24 protein-coding genes are annotated in these 24160 nt (G+C 58.7%); 8 read left to right on the top strand and 16 right to left on the bottom strand.

Features of this window, described 5'->3' with window-relative positions; translation table 11 throughout:
• Positions 1–79: 79 nt before the first annotated feature.
• From VEH04_08840 to VEH04_08820, 5 genes are all read right to left on the bottom strand, one after another.
• Entirely contained in the window at positions 80–1798 is a 1719-nt protein-coding gene (locus tag VEH04_08840) for a proline--tRNA ligase (protein HYG22875.1), read from the bottom strand.
• A 24-nt stretch (positions 1799–1822) separates the two neighbouring features.
• A complete protein-coding gene (gene purM / locus VEH04_08835; protein ID HYG22874.1) occupies positions 1823–2881 on the bottom strand; it encodes a phosphoribosylformylglycinamidine cyclo-ligase in 1059 nt (352 codons plus the stop codon).
• Between the two features lie 601 nt (positions 2882–3482).
• Positions 3483–4139 carry a bifunctional 4-hydroxy-2-oxoglutarate aldolase/2-dehydro-3-deoxy-phosphogluconate aldolase gene (locus VEH04_08830; protein HYG22873.1) on the bottom strand — a complete coding sequence of 219 codons (657 nt, stop codon included), beginning with the start codon at positions 4137–4139 and terminating at the stop codon, positions 3483–3485.
• A gap of 60 nt (positions 4140–4199) precedes the next feature.
• Complete coding sequence (locus VEH04_08825; protein ID HYG22872.1) at positions 4200–4781, bottom strand: RsmD family RNA methyltransferase; 582 nt, start codon at positions 4779–4781, stop codon at positions 4200–4202.
• A 50-nt stretch (positions 4782–4831) separates the two neighbouring features.
• Complete coding sequence (locus VEH04_08820) at positions 4832–5869, bottom strand: YihY/virulence factor BrkB family protein (GenBank protein HYG22871.1); 1038 nt, start codon at positions 5867–5869, stop codon at positions 4832–4834.
• A 239-nt stretch (positions 5870–6108) separates the two neighbouring features.
• Here VEH04_08820 and VEH04_08815 point away from each other — a divergent pair, with 239 nt between their 5' ends.
• A complete protein-coding gene (locus VEH04_08815; GenBank protein ID HYG22870.1) occupies positions 6109–6624 on the top strand; it encodes a tetratricopeptide repeat protein in 516 nt (171 codons plus the stop codon).
• Positions 6625–6659: 35 nt separating this feature from the next.
• On the opposite strand, the gene VEH04_08810 is transcribed toward VEH04_08815, so the two are convergent.
• Entirely contained in the window at positions 6660–7322 is a 663-nt protein-coding gene (locus VEH04_08810; protein HYG22869.1) for an LON peptidase substrate-binding domain-containing protein, read from the bottom strand.
• A 93-nt stretch (positions 7323–7415) separates the two neighbouring features.
• Between VEH04_08810 and VEH04_08805 the strand changes: the two genes are divergently transcribed.
• The 3 genes from VEH04_08805 to ilvD all read left to right on the top strand — a co-directional run bounded on the left by VEH04_08805 (position 7416) and on the right by ilvD (position 11108).
• Positions 7416–8207: a hypothetical protein gene (locus tag VEH04_08805; GenBank protein ID HYG22868.1), complete on the top strand. Its 792-nt coding sequence runs from the start codon at positions 7416–7418 to the stop codon at positions 8205–8207.
• Positions 8204–9262: a GTP 3',8-cyclase MoaA gene (moaA, locus tag VEH04_08800; GenBank protein ID HYG22867.1), complete on the top strand. Its 1059-nt coding sequence runs from the start codon at positions 8204–8206 to the stop codon at positions 9260–9262. The genes VEH04_08805 and moaA overlap by 4 nt, the downstream gene beginning before the upstream one ends.
• 109 nt (positions 9263–9371) lie before the next feature.
• Complete coding sequence (gene ilvD, locus VEH04_08795; protein HYG22866.1) at positions 9372–11108, top strand: dihydroxy-acid dehydratase; 1737 nt, start codon at positions 9372–9374, stop codon at positions 11106–11108.
• Positions 11109–11278: 170 nt separating this feature from the next.
• On the opposite strand, the gene VEH04_08790 is transcribed toward ilvD, so the two are convergent.
• The 4 genes from VEH04_08790 to VEH04_08775 are packed head-to-tail and all read right to left on the bottom strand — an operon-like array spanning position 11279 to position 13922.
• On the bottom strand, positions 11279–11599 hold the full coding sequence (locus VEH04_08790; protein HYG22865.1) for a hypothetical protein: 321 nt from the start codon (positions 11597–11599) through the stop codon (positions 11279–11281).
• A gap of 31 nt (positions 11600–11630) precedes the next feature.
• Positions 11631–12950: a hypothetical protein gene (locus tag VEH04_08785; GenBank protein HYG22864.1), complete on the bottom strand. Its 1320-nt coding sequence runs from the start codon at positions 12948–12950 to the stop codon at positions 11631–11633.
• 3 nt (positions 12951–12953) lie between these two features.
• Positions 12954–13493 (bottom strand): hypothetical protein, encoded by a 540-nt coding sequence (locus VEH04_08780; protein HYG22863.1) that lies wholly within the window; start codon positions 13491–13493, stop codon positions 12954–12956.
• Between the two features lie 6 nt (positions 13494–13499).
• The gene (locus VEH04_08775; GenBank protein HYG22862.1) at positions 13500–13922 is read right to left on the bottom strand and encodes a hypothetical protein; all 423 of its coding nucleotides are present in this window, start codon (positions 13920–13922) and stop codon (positions 13500–13502) included.
• 299 nt (positions 13923–14221) lie between these two features.
• Between VEH04_08775 and VEH04_08770 the strand changes: the two genes are divergently transcribed.
• Genes VEH04_08770 through VEH04_08755 form a run of 4 tightly spaced genes read left to right on the top strand, consistent with a single transcriptional unit; the run spans position 14222 to position 17480 of the window.
• Positions 14222–14716 carry a four helix bundle protein gene (locus VEH04_08770; GenBank protein HYG22861.1) on the top strand — a complete coding sequence of 165 codons (495 nt, stop codon included), beginning with the start codon at positions 14222–14224 and terminating at the stop codon, positions 14714–14716.
• A gap of 42 nt (positions 14717–14758) precedes the next feature.
• Positions 14759–16045: an inositol-3-phosphate synthase gene (locus tag VEH04_08765; GenBank protein ID HYG22860.1), complete on the top strand. Its 1287-nt coding sequence runs from the start codon at positions 14759–14761 to the stop codon at positions 16043–16045.
• On the top strand, positions 15936–16811 hold the full coding sequence (locus VEH04_08760) for a beta-xylosidase (GenBank protein HYG22859.1): 876 nt from the start codon (positions 15936–15938) through the stop codon (positions 16809–16811). The genes VEH04_08765 and VEH04_08760 overlap by 110 nt, the downstream gene beginning before the upstream one ends.
• A 57-nt stretch (positions 16812–16868) precedes the next feature.
• On the top strand, positions 16869–17480 hold the full coding sequence (locus VEH04_08755) for a histidine phosphatase family protein (protein HYG22858.1): 612 nt from the start codon (positions 16869–16871) through the stop codon (positions 17478–17480).
• Here the strand turns inward: VEH04_08755 and VEH04_08750 are convergent.
• From VEH04_08750 to VEH04_08725, 6 genes are all read right to left on the bottom strand, one after another.
• Positions 17398–19383, bottom strand: coding sequence for a hypothetical protein (locus tag VEH04_08750; protein ID HYG22857.1), 1986 nt, complete (start codon positions 19381–19383; stop codon positions 17398–17400). The genes VEH04_08755 and VEH04_08750 overlap by 83 nt on opposite strands.
• 73 nt (positions 19384–19456) lie before the next feature.
• A complete protein-coding gene (locus VEH04_08745; GenBank protein ID HYG22856.1) occupies positions 19457–19726 on the bottom strand; it encodes a DUF883 C-terminal domain-containing protein in 270 nt (89 codons plus the stop codon).
• Positions 19727–19814: 88 nt separating this feature from the next.
• Positions 19815–20018 (bottom strand): hypothetical protein, encoded by a 204-nt coding sequence (locus VEH04_08740; protein ID HYG22855.1) that lies wholly within the window; start codon positions 20016–20018, stop codon positions 19815–19817.
• Positions 20015–21883 (bottom strand): glycoside hydrolase 43 family protein, encoded by a 1869-nt coding sequence (locus tag VEH04_08735; GenBank protein ID HYG22854.1) that lies wholly within the window; start codon positions 21881–21883, stop codon positions 20015–20017. Before VEH04_08735 ends, VEH04_08740 begins: the two co-directional genes overlap by 4 nt.
• 31 nt (positions 21884–21914) lie before the next feature.
• A complete protein-coding gene (locus tag VEH04_08730; protein HYG22853.1) occupies positions 21915–22544 on the bottom strand; it encodes a hypothetical protein in 630 nt (209 codons plus the stop codon).
• A gap of 24 nt (positions 22545–22568) precedes the next feature.
• Positions 22569–23504: a DHH family phosphoesterase gene (locus VEH04_08725; protein HYG22852.1), complete on the bottom strand. Its 936-nt coding sequence runs from the start codon at positions 23502–23504 to the stop codon at positions 22569–22571.
• Positions 23505–24160: the final 656 nt, after the last annotated feature.

Raw genomic sequence — 24160 nt, 5'->3', positions numbered from 1 at the left:
CGATCCAATGGATCCGATTGCGAGCAATGGATTCATGAACGGCGCGCCCCGCATCGTCCTTGCGTGCGTCCCGTGCAGTTTACGCGTTGGGTGCGCTGTTCATCAGTGCAAGAACGTGATCCACAGCTTGCTCGGGTTTGATCGAAGTCACCGCGCCGCTTCGCGGCTTGATCTCGATTTCCCCCTTCGCAAGGGATTTCTCGCCAATCGCAATGCGAATCGGAAAACCCACCAGGTCAGCGTCCTTGAACTTGAATCCAGGACGCTCGTCGCGATCGTCCAGGAGCACGTCCACGCCGCGCGCCGCGAGTTCGGCATAAATCTTTTCCGCAAGCTGCATCACGGGTCCGTCGGGCGCGACGCTGAGCGGCGTGATGCAAACCGTGTAGGGTGCGACGCTCATCGGCCACACGATGCCATCCTTGTCATTGCTCTGCTCGATCACAGCCTGCAAAGTGCGCGTGATTCCGATGCCATAGCAGCCCATGACGCAGGGATGCCTTTGCCCGTCCTCGGCAAGGAACTGGGCGTTCAGCGCTTCGCTGTATTGCGTGCCGAGCTTGAACACATGCCCGACCTCGATTGCGCGCTGCACCTTCAGTGGCTTTCCGCATTTCGCACAAGGCTCGCCTGCCTTTACGGTGCGCAAATCCGCCCAACGGGTCACCGCAATGTCGCGCTCCATAGACACGTTGCGATAATGAAAGCCATCCTCGTTCGCGCCTGTGGTCATTTCATTGGCGCCGCGCAGACGTTCATCGGCGAATACGCTGTGCTTCGAAACCGCGATGGCACCCAGGCTTCCTGGATGCGCGCCGAGCGCTGCAAAGATTTCCTCGGCTTCGGCGGGACGGAAAATCGTTGTTCCAAGCACGCCCGCGAGTTTGGCTTCGTTGAGCTGATCGTCGCCGCGAATCAACACCAGCACAGGTTTGCTGTCGGCGATGTAAACAAGCGTTTTGATCTGCCGATTTGCGGCTACGCTGTAGGGAGCCTTCGACAACGCTTCGATGGTCACAACACCTGGCGTTGGAAATTTCTCGATCGCCGCTCCGATTTCGCGAGCTGCGGTCGGGGGAACTCCGCTCGACGCTTTCTCAACGTTCGCGGCATAGCCGCAGCCTTCGCAGAACACCACGTCGTTTTCGCCCGTGTCGGCGGGCACCATGAACTCGTGGGAATAGTTGCCGCCAATGACGCCAGTGTCGGCTTCCACGGGGAAACTCTTAAGGCCGCAGCGCTTGAAAATCCGCGCGTACGCGTCATACATCCTGCGATAACTTCCCATCGCCGCGTCATCGCTGACATCAAAGCTGTAGGCGTCCTTCATGATAAATTCCTTCGCGCGCATGAGGCCGAAACGCGGACGGATTTCATCCCGGAACTTGATGCTGATCTGGTAGAAATTCACGGGCATCTGGCGGTAGGAATTGAGTTCGCTGGCCGCAAGGGTGGTGATGACTTCCTCCGCGGTTGGGCTGAGCACCCATTCCTTCTTCGCGCGGTCCCGGACCTTGTAGAGAACGTCGGCCGCGGTTTCATATCGGCCCGTTTGCTGCCAGATTTCAGGCGGTTGCAGTGCCGGCATCAGCACCTCAATCGCGCCCGCGCGGTTCATTTCCTGGCGCACAATCTGCTCAACCTTGCGCAGCGCCCGCAGTCCCAGCGGCAGGAAAGTGTACAGTCCGCCGGTCAGTTTGCGGATCAATCCCGCGCGCAGCAGCAGCTTGTGGGAAACGATCTCCGCCTCGGCGGGCGTTTCCTTGAGAGTCGGAATGAATGTCTTCGTCCACTTCATAAAGGAATCTTCCTTGAAACCACGTTACTCGACCCGCGCCTTGCCGCTGCCTTTGACGACTTCGCCGATGCGCCAGGCTTCGTGGCGGCTTGCGCGAATGAACTGCAAGACGTGTTCGGCCTTCGCTGCGGCAACGACAGCAACCATTCCAATTCCCATATTGAAAACCTGATACAATTCGTCATCAGGCACCCCGCCGCGTTCCGCCAGGAACTTAAAAATCGGCAGCATGTCCCAGCTTCCCTTGCGAATGACGACATCGCATTGGGACGGCAGCACGCGTGGAATATTGTCCACAAACCCGCCGCCTGTAATGTGCGCGAATGCCTTGATGGGAAGATGCGAGTTCCTCGTTGAATTGAATTTCTTCAGAAGCGCCTGCACCAGGGGGCCATAGCTGACATGAACCTTCAGCAGTTCATCCCCGAGCCTCTTCTTCAATCCAGGCACGCGGCTGCTGGTTTTCAATCCCAGATCTTCGAACAGGATCTTGCGGGCCAGCGAATAACCGTTCGTGTGCAATCCGCTCGACGCAATGCCGATGACAACGTCCCCGCGCCGCACAGTTTTCTGGCCGTTCAACATCCGGGACTTCTCCACCACGCCAACAATGGTGCCGCTCACGTCATACTCGCCAGGTTGGTAGAAGCCCGGCATCTGCGCGGTTTCGCCGCCAATCAGCGCACACTTGTTTTCGGAACAGGCACGCGCAAAGCCCTTGATGATATCCGTGAACACGTGCGGTTCGAGTTTTCCGGTTCCGAGGTAATCGAGAAAGAACAATGGCTCGGCACCGAGAACTGCGATGTCATTCACGCAATGATTGACGAGATCGGCGCCGATGGTGTCGTGGCGGTCCATGGCGAATGCCAGCTTGAGCTTCGTCCCAACGCCATCCACGGACGAAACAAGAATCGGCTGGCGGTATTTGCGAACATCAAGAGCGAACAGGCCGCCGAACCCGCCCACCTTGCCCATGACCTCCCGACGATGGGTCGCAGCCAGCAACTGAGGCAGGGTGGCTTTGACTTTATTGCCGAGATCGATGTCCACGCCGGCGCGGGCGTAAGCTTTCTGTTTCATGTCGGCGCAAAGTAAACTGGCAAGCAGCCGGGAGCCCAAGATAAAAATGGAAGGACTCCGCCCGAGCCCGCTGCGCCCGTTGAACGGAGCGCGTGCCTTCAGGACGCTTGGGCACGAGAGGTTGTGTTGGGCGCAGTAGTAAGCATCTGGGCTCGTTCAGGCTACACATTCCCCCCTCGCCTGCGACGCAGGAGCGGGAGAGGGGCCGGGGGAGAGGGTGCTCTGATCCATTCTACAGCGTGATGTCATTTTCAGGTTTAAACGCTCCTCCTCTCCCCAGCCCTCTCCTCCGCTCCGAGCGGAAGAGAGGGAGTTGGAATGAGCCTGCAGTAGTAAGCATCTGGGCTCGTTCAGGCTACACATTCCCCCCTCGCCTGCGACGCAGGAGCGGGAGAGGGGCCGGGGGAGAGGGTGCTCTGATCCATTCTACAGCGTGATGTCTTTTCAGGTTTAAACGCTCCTCCTCTCCCCAGCCCTCTCCTCCGCTCCGAGCGGAAGAGAGGGATTTGAGAATGAGCCTGCAGTAGTAAGCATCTGGGCATTTGCTGGCGTGTTGCGCTTGCGAACCGTGAAGCGGTGTGAACGCCGCGCGCCTTTCGAATCAAGCCGTTTTCGTCCGGCCCTGCATCGCCGCCTTCACAAATTCCTCAGCGCGGCGCGTGAGCTCCGGCCATGCGGCGTCAGAAAGAATCTTCGCCGAAACGAGCGACGAGCCCGCGCCCACAGCAGCCACGCCCGCCTTGAACCAATCGGCAACGTTCCCCGCATCCACGCCGCCAGTCGGGACGATGTTCAAATGGGGCAGGGGAGCTTTGAGGGCCTTAATGTAATTGGGTCCAAAGGTGTCGGCTGGAAAAATCTTGATGAAATCCGAGCCCGCCTCATGCGCAAGCTGCGCTTCAGTTGGCGTGTAGGCGCCCAGCATGATCGGTTTTCCCGCGGCCGCAGCAATGGGAACGAGTTCGCGCCGGCCAATCGGGCTAACCACAAACTGCGCGCCCGCATCAATCGCGGCGCGGCAGGTGTCGCCATCCAGCACGGTTCCCACGCCAATCAGCGCGCGATCGCCCAGCTTGCGGCTCGCCTCCCGGATTGCCTCGATCGCGTTCGGCGTCGTCATCGTAATTTCAATGGCAATGACTCCGCCCGCCAGCAGCGCTTCGGAAAGCGGCAGGACCTGCTCGGCTTTCTGGGCGCGAACGACTGCGATGATTCCAGGGTTCTTGAGGCGTGAGATGATCTCGGCTTTTGTTGGCATATGATTCGGCGCGGCAGACGCGTGGCGCCGCGCCATTTCAGCGGAAGCGCGTGTTGGTTTTCAATCCAATTCGACGAACAGGAATCGCATCATGGTGTCGCCGTGCTTCAGCGTTTTGCGTTCCTGCCATACTTCGGGAAAGCTCAGCGTGTCGCGCTTGGTGTGCCCCAGCACAAACAATCCGCCCGGCGCCAGAAGCCGCGGCAGCAGCGGATGATCGAGGAGTTTTTGCGCAAACGAAGTCGAGCGGCGCCCAACGTTCTTTTCCCCATAGGGCGGATCAGCGAGGATGAGATCAAACTGCCGGCTGCTTTCCGCCAGGTGGTTGATCACGGGGAAGACATCCTGCACGCGCACCTCGACATTGCTTCCCTCGAAACCGGCAGCCACCGCGTTCTGGCGCAACACATCCGCGTGCCGCGCCGATTTTTCCACGCAGAGAACTGAAACCGCGCCACGGCTCAGCGTTTCGAGGCTGAGCGCTCCCGTCCCTGCAAAAAGTTCCAGCACGCGAGCTCCCGCAACACGTTCCCCGAGGCTGTTGAAAATGGCCTGCTTGACGAGGTCGGGCGTCGGGCGAACGTCGAGCCCCTTGGGAACCTTTAAAATGGTGCGGGCTGCTTTTCCGCCTGTAATGCGCATGAACGCAGATTAAGAGAGGCCGCGCGCGTTGGAAAACGGAATCGCGCGGATTAACGTTCCACAAGGTCGCGCAGCGATTCCACTTCGTTGCGCAGGTCCGACATCAACCGCTGACGGCGGTCTGCAGTGGGGACTCCGTCCAGTTCCGCGCGACGAGAACGCCGGGGTTTTCCGGAGGGCGCGGGCTTGGATTTCTGTTGGGCTTCGGAATGAATCCATTGCGCATTGCTGGCGGGCTCAAGGTGGCTGCCGTATCGGTTCGCATACACTTCGGTCACCTCCGCTCCGAAGAAAAGGATTTGCGCCGAGTAATAAACCCACAACAGGACCAGCACGAGCGATCCCGCGGCGCCGTAGGCCGATACCGCAGAGCTCTTTCCGATGTACATTCCAAGCGCGAACTTTCCGATCGTGAACAATGCGGCTGTGGTCACCGCACCCACCCAAACGTCACGCCATCGGATCTTCACATCAGGCAGCACCTTGAAAATCATCGCGAAGAGCAGCGTGATGACGGCAAACGAAACCACCACGTTGGTGATGGTCCAGAGAACATCCAGACCGGGAACGAGTGCGCTGACGTATTTGTTCAGCGCGCTCAGCGCGGTGCTGACAACCAGCGACACCAGCAGGAGAAACCCGATGCCGATAACCATCGTAAACGACAGCAGGCGGTTCTTGACGAAGCCCATGATGCCCTGCCCCGGTTTTTCCTTTACGCCCCATATGGTGTTCAAGGCGTCCTGGAGTTCGATGAACAACCCCGTGGCGGTGACAACGAGCGTTCCAATGGCGATGACGCTCGCGATCAGACCCTTGTTGTGCTGCGATTGCGCGGCCATGGCGCCCTGCAGGGCTTCCGAGCTTTTATCGCCAATCAACCCGCCAATTTCCGAAAAGAGCAGCGTTTGAACTTTGGATTGATCCACGACGAGGCTGACGAGAAAAAGGACAATGACGAACAGCGGCGGGATTGCGAAAATGGTATAATAGGAAACCGCGGCGCCAAGGCGTGGCGCTTTATCCTCCAGCCAGTTCGCCCCTGCGGTTTTGAACAGGCCCCAGGTGTTCTTCAACATTGCTGCCATGTGCCATCCTACATCCGGTGGCGAAGCCGGATTAGTGGGCACTTTCCCCAAGAATACCAAGTTGGGAGCGCAGCCCGACACGTTAACAACTTTGACCCGCCTGAGCGTGGGAATCACGCCATCGCAGCGTCTTTTCGACACGGAAATGCCTCCATTTCACGTCACTTGATGCATTCACCCCACAGCGAGGCGCCCTTAAGAATGGCACTGCTGTTGCTCATTGGAACGGATTGTACAACATGAGTGCCATGCAGCCGCTGGAAGCGCCCGACATACACCACCTGTCCGCCGCCGTCGGATGGGCGGAACTGGGCAACCTTGAGGAAGCCGAGAAGGATCTGAATCGCGTCTCGGCTGTCCGCCAGTGTCATCCCGACGTCCTGGAGGTGCGATGGACAATTCTTGCGCGCCAGCAACGATGGGATCCCGCCCTGGAAATCGCGCGTTCGCTGCTCAAGATGGCTCCAAGCCGGGCGTCAGGCTGGCTGCACATGGCGTACGCGTTGCGCCGCGCGAGCAATGGCGGATTGGAAATGGCCTGGGAAGCCTTGTTGCCGGCCTGCAACCGCTTTCCCAAGGAGGCCACAATTCCCTACAACCTCGCCTGTTACGCCTGCCAGATGAACCTGCTCGACGATGCGCGAGCTTACTTGCATCGTGCCTTCATCATCGGAGACCTGGAACAAATTCGGGAGATGGCGTTAGCCGATCCGGACCTGCAGCCGCTGTGGGACGAAATCCGAACCTGGAAATAATCGGGACGGCGGGAAACCTGCCGCCGCGTGAACGTCTACTTCTTCTGACGCTTTTTGATCTCGGCCAGCAGAAACTGTATCAAAACGCGCAGTCGCGATTCCACGTCTATGGTTTCCAGAATCCGCTGCCGTTCGGTTGCGCTTGGCAGGACAGCGCACGAGACCAGGTCAACGGCTTGTTCCGGCTCGTTGATTGAAACCAGGTAACCCAGGATTTCCTTTGCGGACAGCGCGGGAGAAGTTTCCGCGGCATCGATCGATGGCATGACGGGAAAAGTAAATGGCAGACCCAGCCTGATTCGCTCGTGCAATAATTCTCGAACCTTCTCAAGCAGGGCATCCGTTGCGACGCTGTCGCATGGGGGTGTTTGCAGCGGTTTGATTTTGTGAATGCGGAACGGCTTGTATTTCACCGCCTGTTGCAATTCCACCCGCGCCACGCCCTGCAGAATCAGGTGCGATGTCCCATCCTTGTGCCCGACGGCTACCCGCACGAGCCCGAGCCCCGCGACCGGCAGCGGAACTTCACGCGAGTGATTCGGCTTTTGCATTGCGACAGCAAACAGGCGGCTGGTGTTCAGCGCGTCGGCAAGCATCTGGCGATAACGGGGTTCGAAGATGTACAACGGAAGCAGCGACTGCGGAAACAGCGTTACGTTCGGCAGAGTCATGACAGCTGTTTCGCGGGGTAACTTCATGCTGCTAATCTAGAGTCCGTGGGCTTTAATTCAAGCAGGCGCTTGCCAAAGGTGTTCTACGCCTACATTCTTGTCATCGCTATGAAAAATCGAATGGGATTTGTCGTATTGATCCTGATCTGTGTGTGTCTCGGTATCGGCTGGATCTGGACGCAAAAGTCTGCGACAGAACAACATGTTTCCAACGTCGGTCGCATCAATACGCTTTCCAACCAGCTCGTGAACACACGGGCTGATCTCGAAAAACAGGTGCAGGTGAACGGCGAACTGGAAGGCGATCGTTCGCGCCAGAAACAGGCCCTGAATACCTTGACAAACCTTTATACCGAAACTGCTTCCAGCCTCGACAAAACCGCCGCAGCGCTGAAGTCAACGCGCGAAGAGATGGCCCGCGAAGTGGCGCAACGAGACGCGCGCATTTCGGAACTCGAATCTCAGAACCAGGCTCTCGACCAGCGCGCACTCGACCTCAGCGCCTCAATCACGAATCTCACCGTGCAGATCCAGGACACCGAACGGAAGCTGCTGGCTTCCGATGGCGATCGCGCGTTCCTGCAGAAGGAGTTGCAGCGCCTGATGGCAGAGAAGGCTGAACTCGAGCGGCAGTTTAACGACATCGTCGTGCTGCGCGCGCAAGTCGCGAAACTCAAGGAAGAGTTGAATATCGCCCGACGCCTCGACTGGATCCGCCGCGGGCTCTTCACCTCGGATTCCCAGAAGGGTGCAGAGAAGCTGATGAACATGGCTGCGCGGTCCGTTCAGGAGCCTGCGCAACGTCAAAAGCCGAACTATGATCTCAACGTTGAAGTCGGCTCTGACGGTTCAGTGCGCGTGATTCCTCCGGCCACCAACGCGCCTGCCGCTCTTCCCCAGGCAACCAAATGACCGACGCGCCGGTCCTCATCGATTCGCATGGCCGCGTCCTGCGCGACCTGCGGGTGAGCATTACCGACCGGTGTAACTTCCGCTGTCTTTATTGCCTGCCCGAAACGGAGGCGGCGCAGAATTTTTATCGCGGGCGCTGGGCCAACATGCCGAACTCCGCGCCCATCACGCAACAATGGGTCCCCCGCACAAGCCTCCTCAGCTTTGAGGAAATCGAACGGCTGGTGCGCATCGCCGTGAACCGCGGTGTTCGCAAGGTTCGCTTGACCGGGGGCGAACCTCTTCTGCGGCACGACGTGGAACTTCTCGTCTCCCGCATCGCACGCATCGAGGGCATTGAAGATCTCGCAATGACCACGAACGGTTTTCTGTTCCAGCAAAAGGCGCGCGCGCTCCGCGATGCCGGATTGCATCGGATCAGCTTCAGCCTCGATTCCCTCGACGCGGAAAATTTCCGGAAGATGACAGGGCGCGATGGCTTGCAACAGGTACTTGATGGAATTCAACTGGCGCAGGACCTCGGTTTCACACCCGTCAAAGTCAACGCCGTCGTCATCCGGGGAATCAACGATCACGAATTGCCGGCGCTTGCGAACTTTGCGCGCGAGCGGGACATCAGCATGCGCTTCATCGAATTCATGCCGCTTGATTCCGCGCGCGCCTGGCTGCGTGACATGGTGGTGACGGGGCGCGAGATTCTGGAACGCGTTCAGTCCGCCTTTGCGCTGCATCCGGTTCCATCGAGCAACCCGGCTTCCACTTCGCGCGTCTGGAAGTTCGCTGATGGCCGGGGAGAAATTGGAATCATCGCTCCTGTCAGTGAACCGTTCTGCGGTCATTGCAACCGCATTCGGCTCACCGCCGACGGCAAAATCCGCACGTGCCTCTTCAGCGTGACGGAACACGACTTGCGCGGAAAATTGCGCGGCGGCGCGACGGATGCCGAAATCAGCACTGCGTTAACCGAGATCGTCTGGCAGAAGGAAGCGCGGCATCGGATTGGCGAGCCCGACTTTGTGCCCGCATCACGCTCGATGAGTTGCATCGGCGGATAAAAAAGGAAGGGGGCCTCCCGGCCCCCTGCGCGGCTTCGCGGGAATTTCAGCAGAGCTGAACGGAAGCCTTAGGCGGCGACACCTTCGCACAACAGATTCTATAGGACAAATGAAAACACGAAAATCGACCGGACCCGCTGGCAAGCCGATGTCGCCCCGGCATTACTCGTCACAAGTGCTGGATGGCCCCGAGCGCGCGCCAAGCCGCGCAATGCTTTATCCCGTCGGCTTTCAGTCCGAAGATTTTTCGAAGCCCGTAATCGGCGTCGCGTCCGCGTGGAGCATGGTCACCCCCTGCAACATGCATCTCGATCAGCTTGCCCGCGAAAGCGAGGAGGGCGCCAACGCGGCAGGCGGCAAGGCGATCATTTTCGGAACAATCACGATTTCTGACGGCATCTCGATGGGAACCGAAGGAATGAAGTATTCTCTTGTCTCGCGCGAGGTGATTGCGGATTCCATTGAAACGGTCGTCGGCTGCCAGGGGATGGACGGATTGGTCGCGATTGGAGGATGCGATAAAAACATGCCGGGAGCGCTGATGGCGATCGCGAGGTTAAATCGCCCTGCCGTGTTCGTTTACGGCGGAACCACGCTGCCGGGATGCATCACGGGAGACAAGACCAAGCTCGATATTGTTTCCGTGTTCGAATCCGTCGGAGCCCACGCAAAGCAACGGATCACAGACAAGCAATTGCACGCAGTGGAGTCCTGCGCGGTTCCTGGGCCTGGATCGTGCGGCGGCATGTACACCGCCAACACGATGGCGAGCGCGATCGAGGCGCTCGGAATGAGTTTGCCGAACAGTTCAGCTCAGAACGCGACTTCCGCCGCGAAGAAGGAGGATTGCCGGCGCGCGGGTGCGACTGTTCTTCAAATGTTGCAGCAGGGATTGCGTCCGCTCGACATCATGACACGCCGCGCGTTTGAGAACGCGATCACCGTGGTCATTGCCCTGGGTGGTTCCACCAACGCCGTGCTGCACCTGCTCGCCATGGCACACGCGGCAAACGTGAAACTTTCACTGGACGATTTCACGCGCATTGGCAAGAGAGTCCCCGTGCTCGCCGATTTGAAACCGAGCGGGAGGCACCTGATGTCGGAGTTGGTTGCCATCGGCGGGATTCGGCCGCTCATGAAAACCTTGCTCGACGCAGGTTTGCTGCATGGCGAATGCCTCACCGTGACAGGCCAGACAATGGCTGAAACGCTGGCGGCCGTGCGCCCGTATCCTGCCGGGCAGAAGATCATCGCGCCGATAACAGAGCCCCTGAAGAAGGAAAGCCACCTTGTGATTCTTTACGGAAACCTCGCGCCGGAAGGTGCGGTGGCGAAGCTGACGGGACATGAAGGACTGCGATTCAGCGGCAAGGCCCGTGTGTTTAATTCGGAGGAGGAAGCCATGGCAAAGATTCTTGCGGGCGCGATCCGTAAGGGAGATGTCGTTGTGATTCGTTACGAAGGACCTCGCGGCGGACCGGGCATGCGGGAGATGCTTGCACCGACTTCCGCCATCATGGGTGAAGGGTTGGGGAGAGATGTGGCGCTCATCACGGACGGCCGTTTCTCGGGCGGCAGCCATGGTTTTGTTGTCGGGCACATCACTCCCGAAGCCTACGTGGGTGGACCTCTTGCGCTCGTGAAGAATGGCGACGTCATTACGATTGATGCTCAAGACGGATCAATCAATCTGGAGGTTGATGCTGCCGAACTGAAGCAGCGTCGGGCCGCGTGGAAAGCGCCGCGTCCGCGTTATGAGCGAGGTGTGCTGGCGAAATATGCCGCCACCGTGACCTCCGCCTCGCTTGGCGCCGTCACGGACTTGAACCTGAAAAAAGTGGATTGAGCCCTCCAGACACAGCGCGGCAGAGCCGCAACCAAGACGGGAAGGGGCAACACGGGTTTACGAGAATTACGGTAATGTCCTTTGTACTTCGCGAACATTAGCGTAATGCGCGTAAATCCGTTTTTCTGTCCCCCATCCGTACAAAGTTCGCCGGGCGTGCCAGCTTTTGATTACAGCCGGAACTCTCGCGTCAGCCGCGCTTGAAACTTGTCCCGCTGAAGCGAAAGGGCCGCACCTTCGCCGCCGCTCGTTGCCATGCTCGCGTAGGACGCCGACCATCGACTCGCGTTTTGAAATGCCTCCTCCGCGCCCGCGACATCGCCTTCGGATTTCAGCCGCAACATGCGCCGGCGATAAAGGTCGGCGGTCGCCATCGCATATGCCATGTGCTGGCAGCCGTTGCGGATCGCCTCCTCCGCCTCCCTTATTTGCCCGTTCATTTCTAGGTCGCATGCCTCCTTCCACCACTGTGTCGGGTTCGGATTCTCCATATGTGTATTGAGCTCGGGCGTTGTTATCGATTTATTCCGTCAGCCAGCGAAGCGCTTTTGGGCCCTGCCACGCGACTGGACGCCATCGCCATCCAGCGCTTGTAACAATCGCCTTCAGCGGCTCCTTCAATTCACCCGCATTAAACTGATACGCGTAAGAAATGCCGCCTGTCGGTTTGCCAGCGTCGTCCAGTTGCACGCCAGCGACGTTCGCGCGCTCGGCCTGAAAGAAGAGGATTCCCATCGATGCTTTCCATCGGATGTCAGCGCCGCCGCTTCCAGCCGACCAGTCATGGCGCGCGCTGTAATCAGTTGCGCGCACGAGACGCGCGGTTTCGTTCAGGGTTAGCTGGATCCGAAACACACGCCGGATGCCGCGCGCGCGTGCGAGGTCGATCCAGCGTGCATCCGCAAATCGCCACGTGGCAAACCACTCGTTGGGTTTGGATCCGCGCACGATTTCATACGGCGCCTCCGATGCATTGAGGGCTTCCAGGTTTTCGGCGAGTTCCGCGATGTTCAATGGAGCGACGCCGGGTCGTGGTTCGGCGCCGCTTGCCCACGCACTGCCTTTGAAGAAATACCCAGCAACGATGAGGACATAAACTGCGCAGCCGCTCGCGATCGCAAGTTTACCAAACATTTGATTGGTTCGAATGCCCCGTCTGCCGTTTTGCGGTGGGAGGGTTGCAGATTCCAACGGCGCGCGCGCAGGCGTTTTGAATCCGGCCGCTGCCATGCGACGGCGAATGGCTGCGTCGTCGCTGCCCGTCCAAACGCCGAGGAGGCTGTTCAACTGGACGACGTAGGCCCGATCGCCTTGCGGCCGCGTCACAGCGTACCCACGTTGCGAATCGCCTCTGCCGCCAAGCTGGTTCAATCCAGTATCCCGCAGGTAATGAAACCACGCATTGGATGCCTTTGAAGCGCCATTGAACTGCGCGATTAAAACCGTCTCTCCGCCAGGCAACACCGCAAACTGCGCACGTTTTGATTTCGCAGTCGCCTCGCCGAAAAGCGATCTTGCGTCGCGAACCAGGTCGGCGTCTGCATCGGATCCGAACAGCAGTTGTGCGGCAGGGGACCGTGTCACGGGATCCGCGCTGGTCGCGAGTTGTTCCAGCGCTCGGGCTCGTGGCGCTTCTGTTTTGAGAGTGATCCTGGCAAGGATGAGAATGCCGATGACCTGCGGCACGCCGATAATCATGAAGAATCCCGCAAACCAATACAGGGGCCGGAGGGACATGCCGGAACGGCTCATCGCAATTCCGATGATTGCGCAAAGCAATCCGGCCAGTGTGAGGATGATCAGCCAGACGAGCAGGACCGGGTGCGAACGGAATAACTGCATAGGTCAACGTTTGAAGCTGCTCCAGACGCTTGCCACCAGTGTGACGCCTGCGATTTGAACAAGACCCAGCGCTATCGCGATCGGGATCGCACCCGCGGCCACGAGCAGCGAGCCCACAAAGCGATGATTCCGAAACCAATTTGCGAATCCGGGGCGCAAATCAAACAGAATCCATCCGCCGCTCACCGCTGCGCAAAGTGAAATCATGACGATCCCGAGAATCATCACCAGGATGAACGCGGCGTCTTGTCCTTTTGCGCCGGTTCCGAATCCGCTGATCAGCCGGCAGGCGATCACCAGCAGCATGATCGATGTGAGACCAATTGCGCGGCCGAGCCACCACCAGTTTCGCGCGCCGGGAACAGAGACCGTAGCAAACACCAGTGGCACAACCCAGAACGCCAGGCCCATCAGGATTTTCTCCAATAGCTCCACATCCTTCCCTTCGCCAGACGAATGCCGTGCGCACACAGTGAAGATGACGAACGTGATGATCGTCAGCACGGTTTCGGGTCCCAGTAAATAAGTGGCCCAGCGGTTCATGCGGCTTCAGTTGGGCCAGGCGAACTTCACCGATCGCAGACCGTCGGCCGTTCCGTCGAAGTTGCGCAACTGGACCAGCATTTCGATTTTGGCCGGTTCGCCGTCGCTGACATGGACGCGGAATTGGATCTTGCGGGGGTCGCCTGGGCTTGGATCGAAGCTATAGCCCCACAGAAACCACGGTCTTCCCTGGGCGGCGATGGAACGTGCGGTTGATTGGATAATGCCCGGCTCAAACACCGCACCCGCGGTTTGGGACGAACGAATGCGCACGCGCCAATTTCCTGAATCGCGGCACGTTTCCTTGTAGGCGACAAACGCGTAATCGCAGTTCTGGACGGCATCGAAACCATCAACGTAGGCAAGAGTTTCGTAGAGCGTGGAAGCGTCTGATTCCGGAGCTTCGATAAGTTGTTTCAGGGCGATCATGGTGTCAGGTGGTTGAATTGAATAAGTGTGTTCTAGCACCTGGCGCAAAAACGAACCATACGCCGCCGGTAGTAGAACCAGCTTTCAACCGGTTCCCGCCATGCGACCAAAGGCGCACTCGCCGCCATGGGAGCGTCTCTGTTTATCGCGCGCAGATTCCGAGCCCGCGCGTAAACTTTCCGATTGCTTCCCCAACTGGTTTTGGTAACACAGAGCGCGTGCTCGCAACACCTCGCGCGAGTGCAGGCGGTAACATCAAGCGAGGTTGGGTAGGGAAACAAGGGAAAGGGAAAAAGGGTATGAGGGATTATCAAAGCTTCGAGGAACTTCCAGTCTGGCAGGAAACCAAACAGCTCTACAACGCAGTTCAAGACCTTCTCGGTGAAAGTGAAATTCCACTGTCCACCGGCTTTCGCGACCGCCTCGATCGCGCCGTGATCTCCGCTTCGAACTGCATTGCCGAAGCATTCGAACGCAGCAGCGCGGAGGATCTCGTGGCAATCGTTTCCGCCGGCCGCGGCTCATTGGGCGAAGTGCAGTCCATGATCGCCATGCTCGTCGATCGACCCGGCATCGCGCCTTACGCCAGCGCGCTTCGGCAAATTCGGCAGCTGGCGGAAACCTGTTCCATGCAACTCAGCGAATGGGCTGATGATCCGTTCCCGTTTGATGAGCGCTGGGATTCCCAGGAGCCCAGCCCCTCCGTGCAGCTTTCCGCCATGCTCCGCGCGCTTCTCAATCCCTTGACCGCCGGCGGATCACCGCGCCTCGAAGGCATGGATTCACCCCAATGAATTCTGCGAATTGTTGGGACATGGTTTCGGACCGTGGAGCCAATGAACACTATTCGCGCGGACCGCCTCGACAACGGTCGTGCGAAGAAAATCCGGGTCGCCCTGATCGGCGTAGGCAATTGCGCCTCGTCGCTCGTCCAGGGAGTCGAGTTTTATAAAAATGCCGACCCGTCGGAATCAGTCCCCGGGCTCATGCACGTCACGCTCGGCGGCTATCACGTTCGGGACATCGAATTCACCGCCGCTTTCGACGTCAATGTCACCAAGGTGGGGAAGGATCTCTCGGAAGCCATCTTTGCGGAGCCGAACAATACCTACAAGTTCTCCAAAGTGCCGCACCTGAACGTCAAGGTGCATCGCGGAATGACCCATGACGGTTTGGGAAAATATCTGCAGGACGTCGTGATCAAGGCGCCCGGGCCCACGGCCGACATCGTGGGCATCCTCAAGGAAACGAAAACTGACGTCGTGGTTTCCTATCTTCCCGTGGGGTCGGAAATGGCGACCAAGTGGTACGTCGAACAGATCCTGGAAGCGGGCTGCGCGTTCATCAACTGCATTCCAGTCTTCATCGCGTCGCAGCCCTACTGGCAGAAGCGATTCGCGGATCGCGGATTGCCGATCATTGGCGACGACATCAAGTCGCAGGTGGGCGCGACGATCACGCATCGTGTCCTCACAAACCTATTCCGCGAACGCGGCGTGCACCTGGATCGCACGTATCAGCTGAACTTCGGCGGGAACACGGACTTCATGAACATGCTCGAGCGGGAACGGCTCGAGTCAAAGAAGATTTCAAAGACGCGGGCCGTAACGAGCCAGTTGGATTTTGCAATGTCGGACGCGCAGGCGCATGTCGGACCGAGTGATTACGTGCCGTGGCTGGAGGATCGCAAATGGTGCTACATCCGCATGGAAGGCACGACGTTCGGCAATGTCCCCCTCAACTGCGAGTTGAAGCTCGAGGTTTGGGACTCGCCCAATTCCGCGGGCGTTGTCATCGACGCGGTCCGCTGCGCGAAACTCGCGATGGAGCGGGGGATGGCAGGTGCGCTGATCGGGCCGTCGAGTTACTTCATGAAATCCCCGCCGCAGCAGTTTACCGACAATCGCGCGCGTGAACTGGTGCAGGCTTTTATTCGCAACGAGGAATCCGACCATGATCGAAGCCATCAAACTCTGGAACGAGCCCAACAATCTCTCCCACTGGGACTTCACGATGGATCCCCAGTGGCGCGAGTTTTCGGAAATGATACGGCTCGGGGCAACGGCGATTCGGCGGCAAGCGCCGGACCTGCCGCTGATACTGGGCGGCATTTCGCCGATTGATCCCATCTTCATCACGCTGCTGGAACACAATGGGCTGCTCGACCATCTCGACGCCGTCGCGGTGCATGGTTTCCCGCTCGACTGGAACCATTGGCAGATCAATGACTGGCCCAAAAAGCTGGACGAAATTCGCGCAGTGACGGACCTGCCGATCTGGGTGACGGAGGTCGGCGTCTCGACGTTTGGTGCCGACGAAGTGCAGGTGTTTGGCTTGAAGCGAACGGAAGAGCTGCTGCTCGGGAAGGTGGACCGCATCTTCTGGTACAGCCTCATGGATTTGCCCCCGGCGTGGGAAGCGACGACGCGCCACAAGGAAAGCGAAGGGAGCGCCTATTACCGGCATTTCTATCTCGGGTTGATTCGCGCTGACGGCACCCCAAAACCCGCGTTGAACCATTTCAACCCGGCGATGGGTATCTGCCAATGGTTTCACTTTGAAGATCACCGCCTCGACTTCGCAGTGGACTGGTTGAAGAAACTGGGCGTGAAGAAGCTGCGGACGGGAATCAGCTGGGCGGACTGGCATCGGCCGGGCGCGCGCGGATGGTTCGACAGGCAGATGCACGCGCTGGACGATTTCGATACAACGATCACTCTTTGTTTCACTCCGCCTTCGCGGGGCAAGGCACCGAATTGCACGAGTCCACCGCAGGTGCCGGAGGAGTTTGCCGAATTCGCAGCGGCGGTGGTGCAACGCTACGTGACGGATTGGCCGGCGCGGAAAACGAAGCAGGCCGCCGCATCTGTCGTTTCCGCCGGGGCTTGATCCACGCCCAGCCCGCACGCCGGCGCTCCGGAATACGAAAGCAGTACCGAGTCCTCCATGACCACGTTTTTCCTCATTCGACATGGCGCCAATGATTTCGTCGGCAAATCGCTGGTGGGCAGGCGCGCCGGGGTTCACTTGAACGAAGCAGGAAAGGCCGAGGCAGAACGCCTTGCGGACGGCCTCGCCGCTTCTCAAATCAACCTCGTCTTCAGCAGCCCAATGGAGCGTTGCAGGGAAACTGCCGAGCCGATTGCGCGGCGGTTGGGACTGCAGGTTCAGGTGCTCGAGGAATTAAATGAGATCCAATTTGGCGATTGGACCGGGCTGGAACTCGAGGGTCTCACGGGTTCTGACTTGTGGAGGCAATGGAACACATTCCGCACCGGCGTTCGCATTCCCAACGGCGAAACAATTCATGAGATTCAGGCGCGCATGGTGCGCGCAATCGACATGCTGCGGCGAAAGTTTGCCGAACAGCGGATCGCGCTTGTGAGCCACGGAGATCCACTTCGGTCCGTACTTTGTTTTTACCTGGGGATGCCGCTGGATTTCATTCCGCGGCTGGAAGTGAGTCCCGCCTCGATCAGTGCCCTGGAGATTGATGACTGGTCGGTGAAGGTAACGGCACTGAATGCACCGCCCGGCTCGCCGCTGGCAGCGTGTTGAGAATCTGCGCGAGTTTGTTCTGGTAGAAATAAAACGCATGCTGCAGACGCGCCCGCTCAGCGGGATTCGTCGTTGCATCAAGGGTCAGCGACATCAATCCCATGCGAAACGCGGAATACGCCGCGACGAAAAACGGGAGCGCGGTGGGCTCGATGAATGTCCCGCCGTTTTCCAACGGCGCGAGCAGGGGCGCGGCAGATGCAGTGTCGAGGTCCCATTCCACGATCGCTCCCGCCACGTCCCAATGAATGGGCTGCCGCCCGACAATGGTGTGATCGGCGCCGTGTCCTTCGCAATCCAGCTTCAACACATGCCGCGCAGCGGCCGAAAGTATCCATTCGTGTGGCGCCAGATGTCCATCGCCGGCCCCCAGTACGGGTTCCAAAGCACCCACCGCCTGCACCAGTTCGCGCGTGCGTTCCGCCATCGGTTCGCCCAGCGCCTCGTGCGTGTTCCAGTAAAGGACGTCGCTCAATCGCGAAACAGACGCGCGCATTTCCAGCTCCGACAGCCGCGGATCTGCAGCCGCCAGGATGTATTCGCCAACCCGTTTCAGAATATGAACGTCGATGCCGTCCGCGATGGTAAGCCGCACGCCTTCTATCCACGGCTGCGCGATGAACCCCCGGAACGCTCCGAGCGGTGCGACTGTGAAACCGAGATTGGAGAGCCGGTACAACCGCTGCATCAAGGCTGCATTGCCGCCGCCGTCTCCGGTGTTGGCCCCGAGGCCGCAGAATTTCCACAACACGGCTCCACCCTGATGATCCGCGCAGCGAAACTTCATGCGCTCGAATTGCGCCGCAACCGGAGGCCAGTCGGATTCGGAATGGAAAGCGTAACGCCGCCAAAGTCCGCCGCTGCAATCCTGGACAAGGTCGAACGTTCCCGTCCCCTCGGATTCGGGAACGATGCCATACAATGTCTGCACGGCCTGGCTGTAGATGAACCGCCAGGCGGGATGCACTTCCGGCCGGTCGGGATCGCCAGGTTCCGCGCCCGTTGACGCTGCAAAGATGCGCGACGCTTCGCGCGGAAGGCTTTCCATCAGTGACCACCGGTGCCAGCGCAGTTCATCCAGCGCGGTCACGTGGCGCGGTGTGTTTCGCCAAATGTCCAGGGTTTCCGCGGACGCCGACGATCCAGGCGCGTGATCGTGTCCCGGCAACAGCGCGATCGATTCGATCCCGGCATTCTGCACTGCGCGAGCCGTTGCGACCATGGAACTTCCCGAAAGACCAGGACCCTCGTCCACAATCAACGCATGCCGGTATTGAAAAGCATTGAGCGCCGGCAGCGCGACATCGCGTTCGAAAGGATGCCCGCTCGGGCGGACGGTGCACCGATCCACTGATCTTCCCGTTGCCAGCAGAGTGGCCCGCACGACGGCTGAAAGGGCGGTGCCGATGCTGCGGATTCCAACCACCAACGCGCGTTCGTAATCGGGATTGGCCTCGGCCCACTTGACCGCTGAGGCGCAATACTGTTCGGGATAAAGGGCGTAAAATTGGAATCCTTCGGGAACTTTGATCCGCAGCGCAAGCGTGTCAGGAAACTGAATTTCCAACAGCGCCGCAGAAATCTGCGCCATGCATTCGGAAGCAACAGTGTGGCTGGAACCGTTCTTCTCGGCGCCGTTCAAACGCAGGAAGGCAGCGGAAAACCATCGATCGCAGAACGCCGTCGCAGCGCGGTCTGTAACCTCCCGGATCCTGTTGAGAAGCCCTTCGTCTATTTCAGCCGAACCCGCATCTTCGACGGCTTGTTCCAGTTGGCCCGCCTGGATAAGGAGTGTGCGAAGATCGTCCAGCGAGTTCGCGGCGGAACGTTCCACCTGGGCGCGGAGCGACATCAGAACCACTCGCGCTGGACGGGAAAACTCGGGATCGCCAAAAACAATCATTTCGATTCCGTCCCAACCTGCGTTCGTGGGTTATTGGCGGAATGGACGGCCCGAGAAAGTTGAGAAAACGGTGCTATTCTTCCTCCTCGCTGCCGCCGTTGCTGAACGCACCCGTCGCAATCAGTCCGACGATCAATCCCAGCCCGAGCATGATTCCAAGCGTTTGATAGGGATGACTCCGAACGAGGCGATCCGTTGACTTCGCGCCCTCGACAGCGCGCCCTTTAAGTTCCGTCGCCCCAGCCCGCAATAGCTCCTCGCCATCTTCAACAACTGTTTTGATGTCGTGCAGGAATTTTTCGAGATTGGCGGTCGTGTGGCCGTTTTCGGTTTTGTTTCGCATAGCGCCAGAATTCCAGTGGGTTGCTGTTTGTAAAATAGGGTGTTCCCCGGAATTTTCGAGCACAGAACGAGTCCCCTGTGCGTTTTTCTCAGCGCGTCATCCGAATCGTGAAAGTAGCGCCATTCTTGCCATCAAACTGAGCCCCCGGAGCATCGGCGGACACCTTGCCTCCTTCTCCCACCCGCAGGTGCCGATGGCTCTCCAGCGAGAGCAGGACGATGTCGCCGAATGGCATCTCGGTCCATTGGAATTCCTGCACCCCGCCAGCAGGAACATGCCGCTGCAGCGTCACACTGCTCTGTTCGCCCAGGCCATTGACGGTGATGAACCGGTCGGTTCCGGCTGAACGCAATGCGACACGGCCGAAGTTGCGATCGACCACATCAAATCGCGCGGCAGCAGATTGTGCTTCAGCCTCGTCAGGGGACACAGCAACCAATGCTCGCCTTTCGCAACGAGCACGCGTTTATCGGGACGAGTCTCCAGAACGATCGACTCTCCGACCGGAATCGGCCGCGTCAGGCCCGAGGGTCTGGGTTCGTCCACGCGGAAGCTGTCGAAATCAGCATGCCCGCCAGGTTCGCCATCCAGGTTGAAGTGAAAGAGGCAATAACGAACGCCCTGAAACGTGCGCAGTTGAAACACGAGAGTCACATCGCTTCCAAGTTGTTGATACGTTCGGCCGTTGGTGCTGTAGCTCAATTGGCCGGTCTCTTTGAGGAAGTCGCAGTGCGCTTGCAGCCACACGCGTCCGCCCGCGAATGGAGCGCGGTTTGTTTCACCTGTTTTCTGATCGTATTGCAGCAACTCAAATCCAGTTCCCGTGCGCATCACGCCAATCCACGCATACGGATAATTCAGCAAAGCCAAACCAGCCACGTCGCCCGCCTTCATTCCCGCTGTTTCCAGTTCGGTTGCAGGTGAGGATTCCGGTCCAATGGAGCGTTGCGTCAGCGTGTTGCGCGCGAACCAGAAGTTGGTCGCGGGCAACGAATGAAGCCGGAGGAAACCCGGCCGCTCGGTGATGGACCATTTTTCATTCAGCGGCAAATGGTTCCATTGCCAGACGTTGGCGAGCTCAGGTCCCGAGAAATCGTCGTTTCGCTGATACGGCGACGACGGGTCGGAACGGTGACCCGTGTTTGGCTTGACCCAGGTTCGCGGGGTGCGCTTTAGGTTTCCAGGCAGCCCGAAGTATGGCCAGCCGTCTTTCCAGGTGATCGGTGAGATGCAGGTGAGCCGCCCGACTGAATTGTAATCCATCATCGAAAAACCCCACCATTCGCCCGTGGGCGTATCGACGATTCCCCCCTGATGCAGCGACATGCGGCCGACTGCACCCGGGTTCACGGGAACAATGGGATAAGGGTCCGCGGGCGTGACCCGGCCAAGGCGATTGCCCTCGGGAATCCCAAATTCCTCGTCCGCGCTGATCTCGAGGTTCACTTCGTAAGGACCTTCAGGCCGGTCAGCACGCGCGCACGGCATTCGCATCCGGCCTTCATACCACGCGCTCAGAATATAATACTTCCCGCCAATTTTATAAAAGTGCACCCCTTCGCCGATCCCCGCATCGCGCTGGATCAGCACTTTCTCCGTTCCCGGCACGATGTCATCGAGCGCGTCGTTCAACTCAGCAAAGCGGAGATCGCGATAACCCCACACGACGTAGGTCTTTGAATCGTCATCAAACAACACGGAGAGGTCATGGAACGAGCGCTTCATTGTCCGATGTTCCCACGGGCCCGCGGCATTCGTTGCGGTATACACCTGCGTGCCGTGCCGATTGACGTTGCTGAAAATGTAGAAGCGGCCTTTGTGGTGGCGAAAACTCGGTGCCCAGATGCCCTGGCCGTACACCGCCTGGCCGTTTTCCAATCGAAACTCGGGTCCAAAGTCGAGCTTCTCGGCGGCATACGACATCAGTTTCCAATTCACCAAATCCTTCGAATGCAGCACAGGCAGCCCGGGCATCGTGTGCATCGTGGTGCCCGTCAGGTAAAAATCATCGCCCACGCGGATTAGGTCAGGATCGGAAAACTCATCATAGAACAACGGGTTGGTGAAGGTGCCGTTGCCGTTGTCAGCAGTCCATGTTGCCGCAGGGCTGGCGCTGATCATCAGCGCGGAAAAAAGGAAGGCGGCGCAATGGTTCATAGGTTTGCGGATGCGAAAAAGGTGGAGTCGGTTACGACCGAGAAGGGCGGACCCTCGTGTCCATGTCTTCCGGCCAGTGGCTGCGAAGTGCAACGAAGACAATCAGGCAGGCGATCCCCAGTTCGGCGCACTCCTCGACGATCTGGAATTTGTGGCCGAGCAACTTCTCGACTGCGAGCGCAATCGCAGCAAGAACCATCGCGCAGACAGCGGGCGGGAGCCAGAAACGCCGCAAGGCAGGCAGCCGTTTCAGGAGACGAAAACTTTTCAACGCGAGGTAGACGCCTGCCAGCACGAATGGCGCGAGGGCGGCAAGGGCAATCAACTTCGTCGCGATCGGGACCCGCGGGTTGGAGTAGAAGCCGATCGATTCAATCGAGCGCACCGTGAACATCTTTTGGTAATCGAGTTCACGAAGAAACATCCAGCAAAAGAGGACTGCGACGGCGATCCACAGCCGCGGATGCGAGCGCGTCGCCTTCCAGGCAGCTCCCACGGCGCCCGCGGCGATGACCGCAACCGAAAGACTTTCGATGAGCGATCCCTCAGTGGTGAGCGCCACGCCCTGGTTGTTGGGCAGAAACCACAACGTCGTTGCGAGGGCGGTGACCAGCAGAAACACCAGGATGGCACCGTTCCGATAACTTTGTTCGGAGACCATGGATGAGTCGAAACGTTGCAGCGGTTACGCGGGATCGAGTGAGTTGAACAACGACTCCAGGCTGTTCAACGGTGCTTCCTTTTTTGGGTTCAACACCTGGCGCAGATAATTGATTCCATCCTGTACGTTCCGCACGGATTTCGGCAGCGTGGCCCCGCTCGCATTCGCGTGGCCGCCGCCCTGCAATTTTTCCGCGATTTTAAGCGCTTCACCATTGCGGCTGCGGAAGCTGGCGATGACAAGGTTGTTAGGACGTTTGAACAACGTGACGAGGACGGGAAAGCGTGTGACCTCTCGTTCGAGGAGTTGGTGCACGATGAGGTTGTTGTTGCCAATGATGGTTTCCACAAACCCAACGATGGGACTGATTTCCGTGACGTTCGATTTGCTCCATTCAAACCCGAGCGGATTTTCCACGCGGCGTTTTACTTCCATCACTTCGAGCAGTGGGTGATCGAGGAGCTTTTCGATTTTTCCGTTGAGCAGGGCGTGGAGATTCCAGAACTGATAGATCTTCACGAGGTTCGCATAATCAGTGGCGAGCGCGAAATCCGGATCGTCCTCGAGGAATAAATCGGCAATGTTGCTGAGCCGCACCAGGCGGTCGAGCTCGGGCGAGCCCAGGCCGTGATGCTGGCACAATTCGTAGCAGAGGAGCGCGGCGGACTTGTTGAGGTCGTGGATCAGGTGCGCGGTCTTGGGTGCCGTTTCAGTCGCGTGATGATCGATGACTACCCAGTTCTCGCGATCCATCCGTTGTTCGAATGCAAAGTCAGCGACCCATGCGGAACGCTCGCGCAGCTCCCGTTGCTTCCAGAAATTGTAGTGATAAGCCTCGAGGCGGACATCGGAATTGAAGATGTGCCTGGCGAGACGCTGCAACAGGACGCCTGAAAGCAAACCATCGAGATCGCTTTCATGCGTCATGATGACGTCAGGTCGCGGCAGCGGAATTGTCATTGTGCCGCAACCTAGTGGAATTCAACGGCAGTGGCCAGAGGGATTTGGGATGCCCTGGCCAAGACCTCCTCAACGACCCGGAATGTGCGCGTCTCGGGCACTGAGACGCGCGAAACCAAAACGTATCAAACCGACCCGCGCGGCCCTGATGCTGACGGATCGCAGACGAAATGGATAACCACGAATCACACGAATCACACGAAATCGGCAGCAGGCAATTCGCGCAAATTCGCGTAATTCGCGTAAAGCCGTTTTCCCTTTCAATCCGTGTTCCCTCTCCCCCTCTTCCGAGCGCAGCCGGAGGAGGGGGCCGGGGGGAGGAGGAACGTTTCATTTTTCCATCTACTTCACCAACCATCTTCCTCTGCTATCTCTGCGTCCTCCTGTTCAAAAGTCCGCGTTCCCAGGGGTCAGCAGGGAATTAGAAAACCACGAATCACACCAACCACACGAAATCGGATTGGAAACTTACGAAATCAGCGTAATTGGCGTAAAACCGTTTCCCTTTCAATCCGTGTCCCTCTCCCCCTCTTCCGAGCGCAGCCGGAGGAGGGGGCCGGGGGGAGGAGGAACGTTTCATCTTTTCATCTGCCTCACCAACCATCTTCCTCCGCTATCTCTGCGTCCTCCTGTTCAAATCCCGTTTGCCAACGGGT

This window comes from Verrucomicrobiia bacterium, assembly GCA_035629175.1.
Lineage (GTDB): Bacteria > Verrucomicrobiota > Verrucomicrobiia > Limisphaerales > DASXHY01 > DASXHY01.
This window is presented reverse-complemented; position numbering and strand designations above follow the sequence as displayed.

Coding starts and splice junctions, on each gene's coding strand:
- VEH04_08840 (HYG22875.1), bottom strand. CDS start 1,798: ATGAAGTGGACGAAGACATTCATTCCGACTCTCAAGGAAACGCCCGCC.
- purM (HYG22874.1), bottom strand. CDS start 2,881: ATGAAACAGAAAGCTTACGCCCGCGCCGGCGTGGACATCGATCTCGGC.
- VEH04_08830 (HYG22873.1), bottom strand. CDS start 4,139: ATGCCAACAAAAGCCGAGATCATCTCACGCCTCAAGAACCCTGGAATC.
- VEH04_08825 (HYG22872.1), bottom strand. CDS start 4,781: ATGCGCATTACAGGCGGAAAAGCAGCCCGCACCATTTTAAAGGTTCCC.
- VEH04_08820 (HYG22871.1), bottom strand. CDS start 5,869: ATGGCAGCAATGTTGAAGAACACCTGGGGCCTGTTCAAAACCGCAGGG.
- VEH04_08815 (HYG22870.1), top strand. CDS start 6,109: ATGAGTGCCATGCAGCCGCTGGAAGCGCCCGACATACACCACCTGTCC.
- VEH04_08810 (HYG22869.1), bottom strand. CDS start 7,322: ATGAAGTTACCCCGCGAAACAGCTGTCATGACTCTGCCGAACGTAACG.
- VEH04_08805 (HYG22868.1), top strand. CDS start 7,416: ATGGGATTTGTCGTATTGATCCTGATCTGTGTGTGTCTCGGTATCGGC.
- moaA (HYG22867.1), top strand. CDS start 8,204: ATGACCGACGCGCCGGTCCTCATCGATTCGCATGGCCGCGTCCTGCGC.
- ilvD (HYG22866.1), top strand. CDS start 9,372: ATGAAAACACGAAAATCGACCGGACCCGCTGGCAAGCCGATGTCGCCC.
- VEH04_08790 (HYG22865.1), bottom strand. CDS start 11,599: ATGGAGAATCCGAACCCGACACAGTGGTGGAAGGAGGCATGCGACCTA.
- VEH04_08785 (HYG22864.1), bottom strand. CDS start 12,950: ATGCAGTTATTCCGTTCGCACCCGGTCCTGCTCGTCTGGCTGATCATC.
- VEH04_08780 (HYG22863.1), bottom strand. CDS start 13,493: ATGAACCGCTGGGCCACTTATTTACTGGGACCCGAAACCGTGCTGACG.
- VEH04_08775 (HYG22862.1), bottom strand. CDS start 13,922: ATGATCGCCCTGAAACAACTTATCGAAGCTCCGGAATCAGACGCTTCC.
- VEH04_08770 (HYG22861.1), top strand. CDS start 14,222: ATGAGGGATTATCAAAGCTTCGAGGAACTTCCAGTCTGGCAGGAAACC.
- VEH04_08765 (HYG22860.1), top strand. CDS start 14,759: ATGAACACTATTCGCGCGGACCGCCTCGACAACGGTCGTGCGAAGAAA.
- VEH04_08760 (HYG22859.1), top strand. CDS start 15,936: ATGGATCCCCAGTGGCGCGAGTTTTCGGAAATGATACGGCTCGGGGCA.
- VEH04_08755 (HYG22858.1), top strand. CDS start 16,869: ATGACCACGTTTTTCCTCATTCGACATGGCGCCAATGATTTCGTCGGC.
- VEH04_08750 (HYG22857.1), bottom strand. CDS start 19,383: ATGATTGTTTTTGGCGATCCCGAGTTTTCCCGTCCAGCGCGAGTGGTT.
- VEH04_08745 (HYG22856.1), bottom strand. CDS start 19,726: ATGCGAAACAAAACCGAAAACGGCCACACGACCGCCAATCTCGAAAAA.
- VEH04_08735 (HYG22854.1), bottom strand. CDS start 21,883: ATGAACCATTGCGCCGCCTTCCTTTTTTCCGCGCTGATGATCAGCGCC.
- VEH04_08730 (HYG22853.1), bottom strand. CDS start 22,544: ATGGTCTCCGAACAAAGTTATCGGAACGGTGCCATCCTGGTGTTTCTG.
- VEH04_08725 (HYG22852.1), bottom strand. CDS start 23,504: ATGACAATTCCGCTGCCGCGACCTGACGTCATCATGACGCATGAAAGC.